This window comes from Streptomyces sp. NPDC002324, from assembly GCF_053593335.1.
The window spans coordinates 1-13,474 of sequence record NZ_JBSFCF010000060.1; the positions used below are offsets into that span (position 1 = coordinate 1).

Below are 13,474 nucleotides of genomic sequence, written 5' to 3' on the forward strand. Positions count from 1 at the left end.
CGCGCGTCGCCGTCCGGGTCGGCGGCCATCGCCTCCAGCACCAGCCGGTACATCGACGCGATCCGCTCCGCGTTCGCACGCGACACCACACGGCCATGGGCGGTGACGATCACCTGGCCGCCCCGGCTGGAGACGGTCAGCGGGAACTCGGTCGGGCTGTCGTCGATCGCGGCCTCGTGGTCGACGACATCGGTGTCGACCTGGTGGAAGTCCTGGTAGTTGAAGTAGACGTGGAGCAGTTGCCCACCGCCGGAGAGGCGCTGCACGGCGGGCATCGGGTAGTGGCGGTGCGGCCACAGCTCGACCTCGGCGGCGAACACCTGGGTCACCAGTTCCCGCCATGTGGCCGCGCGGCCTGCCTCGAAGGCGAACGGCAGTGTGTTGAGGTACATGCCGTAGACGCGGTCGGCGCCCGGGAGTTCGGGTCTGGCGTCGCACACCAGGCCGGTGTGGAACTCCGTCTCGTGCGTCAGCTGGCTCATGACCTTCAGATGCGCCGCCAGCAGCACGCTCTTCATCGACACCCGGGTCCGCCCGGCGAGCGCCCGCAGCCGCTCCTCCAGATCGCTGACGGAAACGGCGGCCTGGTGGGTGGCGCGCGGCGCGTCGGGGGCGTCGCCCCAGCCGGTCGGGGTCTCCAGCGGGGCGTGGTCGGCGACGACGCGGCTCCAGTAGGCCCGGTCGTCGGCGGAGTCGAGGGACTCCTGTTCGGCTGCGATGAAGTCGGCGAAGCGAGTGGCGGGGCGCTCGGGCTCCTCGACGGGGCGGCCGTCGCGGAGGGCGCCGTACACGTCGAGGATCTCCATCAGCAGGGAGTGGTGGCTCCAGCCCTCCAGGACGGGATGGCACTCGGTGATCGACAGCCACCAGCTGCCGTTGCCGGTGTCGTGGGCGTACAGCCGCATCAGGGTGGGCACAGCCAGGTCGAAGACACGGGCGCGTTCGCGCACGGTGTGGGCGCGCACGGCGGCCCTGATCTCGACCTCGGTCAGGCCGTGCAGCGACTGGGTGCCCACCGGCATCTCGGCGTGCGCGTGGACCAGCTGCATCGGGACGGAGTAACCGTCCAGCGACAGGGAGGTGCGCAGCACCTCGTGGCGGGCCACGACTATCCGCGCGGCGGCGACCAGCGACGCGTGGTCGTAGGGGCGCTCGTCACGGATCCGGAAGCTGGTGACGTTGTGGTAGTTGTTCTGTCCGTTCTCGACGGACATCTCGAGCACCATGCCGGCCTGGACCTGTGAGAGCGGGTAGGCGTCGACCACGCTCTGCGGGAGCCGTGCCCGGTCCTCGGCGCCGATCAGGGCGAAGGGCCGGACGGGCTCCGTGATCACGGCGGGGACGGGGCGGCCGGTGAGCAGTTCGGCGAGACGGGCGACGGTGCGGTATTCGAACACGTCGCGGACGGCGATGTCGTAACCGGCCGAGCGGACCGCGCCGACCAGGGCGACGGCGCGGATCGAGTCGCCGCCCAGTTCGAAGAAGCCGTCGTCGACGCCCACCCGGTCCAGGCCGAGCACCTGCGCCCAGACCGCTGCGAGTCGCTCCTCGGTGGGCGTGCGCGGGGCGGTGTAGGTGCCGCCGGCCCGCCGGGCGCTGCCGCCGGGGGCGGGCAGGGCGCGGCGGTCGAGCTTGCCGTTGGTGGTGAGCGGCAGGCGCTCCAGGGTGACGAACGCGGCGGGGACCATGTACGAGGGCAGGCTGCCGCCGAGGAGTTCGCGCAGCTCGGCCGGTTCGTAGGAGGTCTCCGCGGCGAGCACGGTGTAGGCGACCAGTTCCTTCTGGCCCGGGGTGTCCTCGCGCAGTACGACGACGGCGTCGCGGACACCGTCGAGTTCCATCAACGCGGCCTGGATCTCGCCGAGTTCGACACGGTAGCCACGGATCTTGATCTGACCGTCGGCGCGGCCGAGGAACTCCAGGGAGCCGTCGGGCAGGCGGCGGGCGATGTCGCCGCTGCGGTAGAGGCGGGAGCCGGCCGGGCCGTAGGGGTCGGGCACGAACCGTTCGGCGGTCAGTGCGGGGCGGCCGAGGTAGCCGCGGGCCACACCCGGGCCGGCGACGTGGATCTCGCCGAAGACGCCGACGGGGACGGGCTGGCCCCAGGCGTCGAGCAGATGCACCCTGAGGTCGTCGAGTGGGACGCCGATGGGGTTGCCGACGTCGGTCCCGAGGTCGGCGGGGCCCACCCTGTAGTAGGTGGTGTGGACCGTGGTCTCGGTGATGCCGTACATGTTGAGCAGGGCCGGGCTGTCCAGGCCGAGCCGGTCCACCCACGGCTGGAGGTCGGGGACCTGGAGCTTCTCCCCGGCGAACACGATGGCCCGCAGCCGGAGCCGGCCGACGCGCTCGTCACCGTCGGCGGCCGCGGAGACCAGGGCGCGGAACGCGGACGGTGTCTGGTTGAGCACGGTGACCTGGTGCTCGACGAGCAGGTCGAGGAATTCGTCGGGAGAGCGGGTCACGGCGGCGGGCACGACGACGAGCCGGCCGCCGTGCAGCAGAGCGCCCCACATCTCCCACACCGAGACGTCGAAGGCGTAGCTGTGGAACAGCGGCCACACGTCGTCGGCGGCGAAACCGTAGTGGCGGTGCGCGGTGGTCAGCAGCCGCAGCACGTTGCGGTGACTGAGGCAGACGCCCTTGGGGCGACCGGTGGAGCCGGAGGTGTAGATGACGTAGATCAACTGATCAGGGTGACCAGCCACCGCCGGATCCGAGTCCGGTAGCGCCGCCCACGCCTCGGTCTCGCGCTCGTGGTCGAGGACGACGAGGGGACCGTCATGGATGCCCTCCAGCATCGTGGCGTGCGCGGATTCGGTCACTACGGCGACGGCTCCGGCGTCGCCCAGGACGTACCCGAGGCGGTCGGCCGGGTTGGCCGGGTCGAGCGGAAGGTAGCCGGCACCGGACTTGAGGACGCCGAGGATCGCCGGCATCAGTTCGGGGCCGCGCTCCACGCAGATGCCCACCAGCCGGTCGGGGCCGCAGCCCAGGGCGATCAGCCGGTGGGCGATGCGGTTGGCGCGGGCGTTGAGCTCGCCGTACGTCAGGGCGACGCCGTCGGCCGTCACGGCCACCGCGTCGGGGGTGGCGGCGGCCTGGGCCTCGAAGACCTCGTGGACGAGTCGCGGATCGACCGCGTCGTCGGTCAGCTTGTCGATGAGGACGGCGAGTTCGGGCTCGTCGAGTACGGCCAGCTCGGAGAGGCGGGCGTCCGGGGCGGACGCCACGGAGTGCAGCAGCCGCACCAGGTGGCGGGCGAACCGCTCGGCCGTCCGGGAATCGAAGAGCGCGGTGGCGTACTCGAACTGTCCGCGCAGGGAACCGTCCGGGGACTCCTCGATCTGGAGCTGGAGGTCGAACCGTGCCACCGAGGCGGGGACGTCGAAGGGCTCGACCGTCAGGCCCGGCAGGTCGTATGCGGTGGTCCGGGACTCGTGGAGGGTGAAGGCGGCCTGGAACAGCGGCGCGCGCGAGAGGTCCCGCTCGGGCTGGAGTTCGTCGACGAGGCGGGCGAACGGTGTCTCCTGGTGGTCGAAGGCGTCCAGGACGACGGAACGGTTGCGGTCCAACAGACCGCTGAACCGCGGGTCCCCGTCCCACACGGCCCGCATCACCAGGCTGTTGATGCCGTATCCGATGAGCTCCTGCAGTTCGGGGCGCACCCGTCCGGAGACCACGGTGCCGACCGCGACATCGGTCTGCGCGGTGTACTTGGACAGCAGCGTCTGGTACGCGGTCAGCAGCACCGTGAACAGCGTGGTGCGGTGGGTGGCGGCCAGGTCGCGCAGCCGGGAGGAGAGATCGTCGGGCAGCGCGAAGCGGGCGGTCGCACCGTCCGTGCCCCGCACGGGCGGGCGCGGCCGGTCGGTGGGCAGTTCGAGCGGGGCCAGTCCGTCGAGCTGCTCGCGCCAGTAGGCGAGGTGCCGTTCCGACGTGGGCCCGTCGGTGCGGGCGGCCTGCCAGGCGGCGTAGTCGGCGTACTGCACCGGCAGTGCGGTGGCCGGCTCCTCGCCCCGGTAGAAGGCGCTGAGATCGCGCGCGAAGATCTGGGTGGACCAGGCGTCGCAGGCGATGTGGTGGAAGATCAGGGCGAGCACCCAGTCCTGCTCGGTCAGCTTGAACAGGCGTACCCGCAGCGGCCATTCGGCGGCCAGGTCGAATGCCTCGCGAGTGCATGCCGTGGCGCGCCGGAGGGCCTCCGCCTCACGGTCCGCCGCGGGCAGGGCGGTGAGTTCCTCCGTGGTGAAGGGCACGGGTCCGGCCGGGTCGATCAGCTGTACGGGCCGGTCGGCGACGAAGTCGTAGCGGGTGCGCAGGATGTCGTGTCGGGCGGCGACGGCGTCGACGGCCGTGCGCAGGGCCGTCTCGTCCAACGGTCCGGTGACGCGCAGCATCAGAGGCACCACGTACTCGTGGCTGTCCGGTTCCAGACGTTGCAGGAACCACATCTGCTGCTGACCCGGGGACAGCCGCAGTGGCCGCTCGCGGTCGGCGCGGGGGATCTCCCGGTGCTGCTCGGCGGACCGACTGCCGGACAGACGACGCAGCAGTTCAGCGCGCAGGCGGTCGCCGGTCGAGGTGCGCTCTGCGCTGGTGGTCATGCGGACTGCTCCTTGGTCTGCGGGGCGTGCGAAAGGTCGTGGGTGGATGCCTCGGCCTCCAGGCCGTCCAGTTCTGCCTGGACGAGCGCCTCGACGGCACGGGCGAGCCGGGCGACGGTGGGGCCTTCGAAGAGGGCGCGCAGCGGCAGGGAGACCTGGAACTCGTTCTGGACTCCGGAGATCAGCCGGATGCCGAGGATGGAGTTGCCGCCGTTGTGGAAGAAGTCGTCGTCCATGTCGGGTTCCCGGCCCAGCAGGTCGGTCCAGACGGCGGCGATCCGCTCCTCCACGATGTCGCGTGGGCCGGTGTGTGCGGCGGGGGATCCCGCGGCGTCGGCCGGGTCCGGCAGCCGGGTCCGGTCAAGCTTTCCGTTGGGGGTCAGCGGGACGGCTTCCAGGGCCACGAAGTCGGTGGGGATCATGTGGTCGGGCAGCAGGCGGGCGCAGTGCGCGGTGAGCTCGGCGGCGCCGGGCAGCTCCTGGCCTGCGGGTACCGCGTACGCGGTCAGTCCCCGTCCGGCGAGGACCACGGCCTCGCGTACCTCCGGGTGGGAGGTGAGGACGGACTCGATCTCCCCCGGTTCGATGCGGTGGCCGCGCACCTTGATCTGGTGGTCGACGCGGCCGAGGAACTCCACGGTTCCGTCGGGCAGTTGACGTGCCAGGTCGCCGGTGCGGTAGAGCAGTTCGCCGGGCCGGCCATAGGGGTCGGGCAGGAAGCGCTCGGCGGTCAGCCCGGGGCGGCCGGTGTAGCCGCGGGCGACACCGGTTCCGCCGACGTGGAGCTCGCCCACCGCGCCCAGCGGCACGGGGCGCAGCTCGCCGTCGAGGACGTACATGGACATGCCGGGCAGGGGACGGCCGATCGGAACCGTTCCCTCGACGGCCCGGTCGACGGGGTGGACGCAGGTGCCGACCGAGCACTCGGTGGGACCGTACTCGTTGATGAGGCGACCCGGCCCGAGAAGCTTCAGCCAACGGGTCGCGGCCTCGCCCGGGAAGGCCTCGCCCGCGACCAGGACGACCTCGGCGAGGGAGACGGCCTGCTCGTCGGTCAGTTGCTGGGAGAGGATCTCCAGGTGGCCGGGGGTCAGCTTCAGGAAGCTGTAGGGGGCGTGTGCGGCCAGCGTGCTGCCGAGGTCGGCGAGGTCGAGGTCCGCGGGCAGCAGGTGCAGCGGCTGTCCGGCGGCGAGCGCCGCGTACAGGTTGGGTACGACGAGGTCGTAGGCGGTCGAGCCGAACAGGGCCGCCCCCGAGGTACCGCGGGCGGTGAGTTCACGGGCCGCCCAGGCGACGTGGTTGGCCAGGCCTCGATGCTCGACCCGGACGCCCTTGGGGCGGCCGGTGGAGCCGGAGGTGAAGATGACGTAGGCGGTGCCCCGCGGGTCGAGCAGGCGCGGCGGCCGTCCGGACGGCAGCTCGTCCAGAAGGGGCCGGTCACGGTCCAGGACGACGAGTTCGCCGGGGAAGAGATGCGCCACCCGGGCGCCGTGAGCGGCCGTGGTGATCAGGACGCCGACACCGGCGTCGGCGAGCATCGCGGCCAGGCGGTCGGCGGGGTGCCCGGGGTCGAGCGGCAGGTAGCCGGCGCCGGTCTTCCAGCTGCCGAGGAACGCGGTGAGCAGGTCGGGACCGCGGTCGAGCAGGACGCCGACCACGGAATCGGTGCCGGTGCCGGAGCGGCCGAGACGGTGGGCGATCCGGTTCGCGGCGGCGTCCAGTTCGCCGAAGGTGACGGTCCCGGCGCCGGTCAGCGCGGGGGCGTCCGGGTGCTCGGCCGCCTGGGCCTCGAACATCTCCAGCACGGTGGTGGCGGCCGGGGCCGCGACGGTCTGTCCCGCTCCCGGGTTCCACTCCACCAGCTGGCGGTGGAGTTCCTCGGCGGTCAGCAGTTCCAGGTCGGCGAGCCTGGTGGCCGGGGCGGCGGCCGCCTGTTCGAGGAGCCGGAGCAGTTGGGCGCCGAACCGCTCCACAGTGGCGGGTTCGAACAACGAGGTGGCGTACTCCAGCACGCCCACGACGGCCCCGTCCTGACGCGGCCGCAGGAACAGGCTGAGGTCGGTCTTGGCGATGTGCCACGCGTCCCCGAGTTCGGCGAGGTCGCCGAAGTCGACACCCGCGGTGGTGAGTTCCGCGTCGAGCAGGTCGAACGCCACCTGGTAGACCGGGGTCCGGGAGGGGTCGCGACCCTCCTGGACCTCCTCGACCAGCCGGTCGAAGGGCAGGTCCTGGTGGGCGAACGCGTCGAGGGTGGTGGCGCGCACCCGGTCCAGCGCCTCGTCGAAGCCGATGCCGCCGCTCAGATCGCAGCGCAGCGGCAGGGAGTTGAGGAAGAACCCGACCAGGTTCTCCGTCTCGGGCCGGGTACGGCCGACGACCGGGGTGCCCACGACGACGTCGCTCTCCCCGCTGTGCCGTGCGAGCAGCGCCGCGAACGCGGTGAGCAGCGTCATGAAGAGAGTCGCGCCGTGCGCGCGGCCCAGCGCGGTCAGGGACTGTGCCACCTCGGCGGGGATGGTCAGCGGGACCACGGCGCCGCGGTGGTCCCGCCGGGCGGGGCGCCGGTGGTCGGTGGGCAGGGGCAGCGGGGTGTGTCCGGCAAGCGCGTCCCGCCAGTGGGCGGCGTCGGCGGCCAGCCGGTCCTCGGTGAGACGGGTGCGCTGCCAGGCGGCGTAGTCGACGTATCCGTAGGGCAGTTCGGGCAGTTTCGGGGTGCGGCCGGCGGCGAGCGCCGAGTGCACCTCGGTGAACTCGCGTTCCAGGATCACGGACGACCAGCCGTCGCAGGCGATGTGGTGGATGGTGACGACCAGCAGCGGGGGGCCCTCCGGGAAGCGGACCAGCGCCGCGCGCCACAGTGGGCCCCGCGCCAGGTCGAAGCCCTGGGCGAACCGCTCGGCGAGCAAGGCGCCGAGGGCGGACCGGTCGACAGCCGTCTCGGTCAGTTCGACCCTGCCGGGCGGCACGAGGCACGCTCCGCGCTCGGCGACATCGGCGGGGAAGCGTGTGCGCAGCGCCTCGTGCCGCTCCTCGAGGAGGTCCAGGGCGCGCTGTACATGCTCGGTGACGGCCCCCTCGGGCAGGTCGACCAGCAGGGGCGAGACCCATTCGGCGCCGCCGGGGTCGAGGCGGTCGAGGAAGGCCAGGCGCTGCTGCCCGAAGGACAGCGGCAGCCGTCCGTCCCTGGGGACGGCGGTGAAGGACTGCTCGGCCGCCGCCTCCGCGACCAGGCGTGCCTGGGCTTCGAGCGTGGACGCGGTGAACAGCGCGGCGAGTTCGACGGCTCCGCCGGCTGCCTCCCGCAGCCGTGCGGCGAGCCGGGTGAGGGTGAGCGAGGTGCCCCCGAGCCGGAAGAAGTCGTCGTGGGCGCCGGGTTCGGCCACCCCGAGCAGCTGCGTCCAGACCCGGGCGACGGCGCGCTCCTCGTCCGTGCGCGGTGCGACGTGCTCGGTTGTGTCGGCCGAGAGCTCCGGGGCCGGGGCGGGCAGTGCGCCGCGGTCGATCTTTCCGTTCGCGGTGAGCGGCAGGTCGGTGAGCGGGATCAGCTGAGCGGGGACGATCGCCGACGGCAGCCGGCTCGCCAGGAAGGCGCGCCAGTCGCGAGGAGGCCGCCCGTCGCGGCTGACGCTGTAGGCGACCAGCCGGGTTCCGCCGTCGTGCGCGGGCGCCGCGACGACGACCGCGGCCTCGACCTCGGGGTGCGCCGTCAGGGCGGCGGACACCTCGCCCGGCTCGACGCGGACACCGTTGACCTTGACCTGTTCGTCGGCGCGGCCGCGGTATTCGAGGGTACGGTCCGAGCGCCAGCGCACCAGGTCGCCGGTGCGGTAGAGGCGGGAGCCGGGCGGACCGTAGGGGTCGGGCACGAAGCGTTCGGCGGTCAGCCCGGGGCGGTCCAGGTAGCCGCGGGCCACACCGGAGCCGGCCGCGTACAACTCGCCGGGGACGCCGACCGGGACGGGGCGTCCGTTGGCGTCGAGCACCAGGACCCGCATGCCGTCGAGGGGGCGGCCGATCGGTACGGGACCGCTCTCCTGGTTCGGGTCGTAGGGGTGGGCGGTGATGTCGATGGAGCACTCGGTCGGGCCGTAGGTGTTCCAGACGCGCAGCCCCTCGCTGCCCGAACGGTCCAGGGCGCGGCGGCACAGCTCGGCGTGCAGGGGTTCGCCGGCCGAGAACAGCAGCCGCAGGGTGGTCAGGTCCGCCCAGGCGGGCTCGTCGACGAGCAGCCGGAGCACCGAGGGAACGAGCTGCAGCACGGTGACGCCCCGGTCCACGGCCGCGCGCACGAGGGCCGCCGGGTCGCGTTCGGCGCCCATCGGCGCGAGGACCAGGGTCGCGCCGCTCACCAGCGGGGCGAAGACCTCCCACGCGGCGGCGTCGAAGCCCATGGTGGTCTTCTGCAGCACCCGGTCGCCGGGGCCGATGCCGTGTTCCCGAACGCTCCACCGCACCCGGTTGGCGATGCCCTCGTGAGTGATCACCACCCCCTTGGGGCGCCCCGTCGAGCCCGAGGTGTACACGGCGTAGGCGGCGCCGTCCGGAGCCGCGTAGCTGTCCGGGGCGTCGGCCGGAAGGGCGTCGAGGGTCTCGTGCTGCTCGGCGAGACCGAGCGCCGGGACGCCGAACAGTGTGCCGCCGGGAGCCGTCCCGGTCACCACGAGGGCCAGTTCGGCGTCCTGGGCCATCCAGTCCAGACGCTCGGCCGGGAGCGCCGGGTCGAGCGGTACGTAGGCACCTCCGGCCTTCCAGACCGCGAGGAGGACGACGACGAGGTCGAGGCCACGGGGTAGGTGCACACCGACCAGTGCTTCGGCCGTGACCCCGGACCTCCGCAGCAGCGCGGCGAGCCGACGGGCGCGCGCGTCCAGGTCGGCGTAGGTGTGGGATTCTCCGTCCGCGGTGACGACCGCGATGGCGTCCGGTGTCCAGGCAGTCTGCCGTGCGACGACTTCGGCAAGCGTCGCGAGATGAGTGTCGGGTGCGTCGTCCTGACGGATCTGCGTGGTCATCTGAGGATTCCTCTGCTGGACAGGTGCGGCCGGTGCGGTCACGGCGGAATACGAAGCGCGGAACTCGCGAAAGGACTCGATCTGCGAACTTCGAAATGACGCGAAGACGCGGGATGGAAAGTGAACGGAAATACGGACGAACGAGCTCACATGAAAAAGGAGCGCCGACCCGGCGGGGGAGTCCGGGCCGGCGCGGCCGGTGTCAGGACGCGAGACGGTCCTGGTTCTGCTCCATGCGCAGCCGGAGACTCAGCGGACGCATGTCGGTCCAGATCTCCTCGATCCGCTGCAGGCAGGCCTCCTTGGGGCCCTCGGTGCCCTCCGCGTGCCAGCCGGCGGGAAGGTCACGGTCGGCCCACCACACGGAGTACTGCTCCTCGTCGTTGCGGACCACGCGATAGGCGCGCTCGTCGTTGCTCTCACTCATGTGGATGACTCCCTGTCGGATGATGATGTGCCGGCCGATCGCGGGGCCTGCGCCCGGGACAACTGTTCTAGGAGCAGCTATATCGGCCCCATACGCCGGTGCGTGCCGTCAGCTGCAGCGAATTTGCAACTCGGCGAGGAATTCGAGGCTTTTCAGGGTCTGCCGGGTATTGACTCCGAAATCGACGAGGCAGCCGATCTCGTCGACACCGGTCCGTCGCAGGATGTCCACGACCTGCTCCCCCTGCTCGACCGTGCCGAACATTCCCTGGCGTTCGAAGAAGCGGTTGAATCCGCGCTCCACCAGGTATTCCACGTCCGCATCCTGGATGTCCGCCGAGTCGAAGGTGCCGGGACGGCTGCCGATGGAGCCCGAGATCAGGCCGAACGACGTCTTGAGGTAGGCCGACAGCGGTTCCCGTACGACGTCGCGGACCTCCTCGGCGGACGACCCGAGGAAGGTGTGGAGCATCAGCACCACGTGCCCCTGCCGGTCCGCGCCATGGTGCGCGCGGAACGACTCGCGGTAGGCGGCGATCTTCGTCTTCAGCTCGTCGATGTCCTGGCTGAGCAGGTGCGTCAGGATGCCGCCGCCCTGGGCGCCGGCCTTGCGGAAGGTGTCGACACTGCCGGCACTGGTGATCCAGAAGGGCAGTTCCCGCTGGACGGCCGGGGGGAACACCCGCACCTCGGCGGGTGTGTTCTTGCCATCGGGCAGGGTCAGCGACTCACCCCGCCACAGCTTGCGTACCGTCTCGATCGTCTCGTCCATCACCTGGCGCCGTGTTTCGTGCGCGTCCGGACGCATCACGAAGTCCGCGGGGTGCCAGCCGGAGGCGAAGGAGATCCCGACCCGGCCGCCGGAGAGGTTGTCGACGACGGACCAGTCCTCGGCTATGCGCAGCGGGTGGTGCAGGGGCGCCACCACGCTGCCGGCCCGGATCTGGATGCGCTCGGTGGTCACGGCGAGCGCGGCGCCGGTGATCGCCGGGTTGGGGTAGAGACCGCCGAAGCGATGGAAGTGCCGTTCCGGCGTCCACACGGCCGTGAAGCCGTTCCGGTCCGCGAAACGCGCGCCTTCCAGGAGCAGCTCATAACGACCGGCGTCATCCGACACGTCACTGTCGTTGGCGAAATAGAAAAGGCTGAAGTCCACCCCGGCTCCTCGGTCCGAATCGGGGGCGGAAGGTGTTCCGCACCCGGTGAAGACCGTAGGAGCCGGGGATATCGGTACGATTTTGCCGCCCTATCGTCGGCGCCGGGGCCTGACGGTCAGACCCCGCCCAGGGCCAGCAGAGCGGCGAGGTCGTCCTCGTCGGTCAGAGGTACGTCGTCGATCTTGCGGCCGGGCTCGTCCGCCGCCGCTCTCAGGAACCGTTCGTAGCAGCGGGCGAAGCGCTCGACGGTCTCCCGTTCGAACAGGTCCGAGTCGTAGGTGAGTACCCCGACCAGGCCGTGGATGCCCAGGTGCAGGGTGAGCATGAGGTCCAGTTGGCCCTCCTGGCTGGGCTCCTGGATGCGGCTGACCCGGATGCCCGCGAACTCGGCCGGGAGGCCCTCCGGCTCGCCCGGGGCCGGTGGCGGGAAGTCTGTGTCGAGCCCGTCCATCTGCAGTAGCAGGGCCCCCATGCGCACCAGCGGGCCGTGCCGGCCGGACTGGACCGTGGACGTGGGGAACCGGACGTGGCGCATGCCCTGCAGCAGTTGCCGGCTTGTCTCCTCGGCCAGCGAGGTGAAGGTCGTGTCGCCCTCCACGGCGACCCGGACGGGAAGGCTGTTGAGGTAGCAGCCGAAGACGGTGCGGTCGGGGCGGGCCCTGGTGCTGGCGGGCGTGCCGATGACGATGTCCCGTTCCCCGGTCCACCGGGCGATGACCGCCTGGTAGGCGGCCATGAGCAGGGGGAAGGGCCGCAGACCGACGGATCTGGCGGTGTGCTGCAGGTCCGCCGAGAGTCCGGACAGGTCGAGGGGGACCGTGCCTCCGCGGTGGCTGGGCGCGGTGGGCCGTGCGCGGTCGGTGGGCAGTTCGGTGGCGGTGGCTCCGGCCAGGACCTCCGACCAGTACGCGTGGTCGCGCCGTCCCGCAGGCGTGTCGGGGTGGGCGGCCTCCTCGGCGACGTACTCGTCGTACGCGCGCGGGGGATCCGGCGGTGCGGGTTCCTCGCCGGCCGCCAAGGAGGCGTAGGCGGCGAAGAGTTCGCGCAGCAGCAACCAGTAGGAGGTGAAGTCCCCGGCGATGTGGTGCACGGTGGTGGACAGCGCGAAGTCCTCGTCCGTCCGCCGGTACAGAACCGGCCGCAGGGGCCCGTTCCGTTCCAGGGCGATCGGGCGGCCTGCCGTTTCCCGTGCCAGGTCGAGGAGTTCGTCCTCGGGCATGTCCGGGACGTCGACGATCTCCAGCCCCGACGGCGGGTCCGGTCGCACCAGCCGCACCGGGTCGCCGTCCACCTCGTCGAAGCACGAGCGCAGCATCTCGTGCCGACGGGCGACCAGTTCGACGGCGCGGGTCAGGGCCCCGGTGTCCAGCGGGCCACGTATGCGCAGGGAGAGCACCATGTTGTAGGCGGAGCCACCCGGGGCCAGGCGATACGCGGTCCACAGGGCTCGCTGGGCGGTGCTCAGGCGCCGGACGGCCGTCACCACGCGAGTCCCCCGTCCACCTGGACGACCTGTCCGGTGATGTAGGAGGCCCGGTCGGAGACGAGAAACGCGACCAGGTCCGCCACCTCCTCCGGCTTCCCCGTCCGGCGCAACGGGATCGAACGGAGTATCTCCTTGGCGGTCTGGTCCGGCAGGCCGGCGATCATGTCGGTCTCGATCAGTCCGGGCGCCACCACGTTGGCGCGCAGTCCCGTGCGGCCCGACTCCCTGGCGAGGGCCTTGGTGAAGCCGATGATGCCCGCCTTGGAGGCGGAGTAGTTCGCCTGGCCGGCGTTGCCGTGGAGGCCCGCCACCGAGGACATGGTGACCACGGTGCCGGTGCGGCGCCGCATCATCGAATAGGCGACCGCCCGGCAGAGGTTGAAGGTGCCGTCCAGGTTCGTGCGCAGGACGTCGTCCCAGTGCGCGTCGGACATCCGTACCAGGGGCGCGTCACGGATGATGCCGGCGGCGGTGACCAGGGCGTCCACGGGGCCGAGGGCTCGCTCGGTCTCCTCGGCGAATCCGGTGACGCCCGCCCGGTCGGTGACGTCGACCTGGCGGGCCAGGACCCGGGCCCCGTGTGCACGGGCCTCCTTGGCGGTGGCCTCGGCCGCCTCGTGGTCGAAGGCATAGCAGAACGCGATGTCATATCCGTCGCGGGCGAGCCGAGTCACGACCGCGCGGCCGATGCCGCGCGATCCGCCGCTGACCACCGCCACCGGCCGGTTTCCGGTCTCGGTCATGTCGTTCCTCTTCCTGTGTGTGTCGTCGTTCGGCCGGCCGGCG

At 71.8% G+C, this 13,474-nt stretch carries 6 protein-coding genes; all 6 read right to left on the reverse strand.

Going from position 1 to position 13,474, the window contains the following annotated elements; all coding sequences use genetic code 11:
* A partial coding sequence (locus ACWCRJ_RS41815) for an amino acid adenylation domain-containing protein (RefSeq protein ID WP_450944220.1) occupies window positions 1–4,607 on the reverse strand: 4,607 nt, incomplete at its 3' end.
* Window positions 4,604–9,619, reverse strand: a complete 5,016-nt coding sequence (locus ACWCRJ_RS41820) for an amino acid adenylation domain-containing protein (protein ID WP_450944221.1) — start codon at window positions 9,617–9,619, stop codon at window positions 4,604–4,606. The genes ACWCRJ_RS41820 and ACWCRJ_RS41815, both read right to left, overlap by 4 nt.
* Before the next feature lie 202 nt (window positions 9,620–9,821).
* Window positions 9,822–10,046, reverse strand: a complete 225-nt coding sequence (locus ACWCRJ_RS41825; RefSeq protein WP_046918928.1) for an MbtH family protein — start codon at window positions 10,044–10,046, stop codon at window positions 9,822–9,824.
* A gap of 108 nt (window positions 10,047–10,154) precedes the next feature.
* Complete coding sequence (locus tag ACWCRJ_RS41830) at window positions 10,155–11,201, reverse strand: MupA/Atu3671 family FMN-dependent luciferase-like monooxygenase (protein WP_450944222.1); 1,047 nt, start codon at window positions 11,199–11,201, stop codon at window positions 10,155–10,157.
* Between the two features lie 116 nt (window positions 11,202–11,317).
* On the reverse strand, window positions 11,318–12,688 hold the full coding sequence (locus ACWCRJ_RS41835) for a condensation domain-containing protein (RefSeq protein ID WP_450944223.1): 1,371 nt from the start codon (window positions 12,686–12,688) through the stop codon (window positions 11,318–11,320).
* Window positions 12,682–13,431, reverse strand: coding sequence for a 3-oxoacyl-[acyl-carrier-protein] reductase (gene fabG, locus ACWCRJ_RS41840; RefSeq protein WP_450944224.1), 750 nt, complete (start codon window positions 13,429–13,431; stop codon window positions 12,682–12,684). The genes ACWCRJ_RS41835 and fabG overlap by 7 nt, the downstream gene beginning before the upstream one ends.
* Window positions 13,432–13,474: the final 43 nt, after the last annotated feature.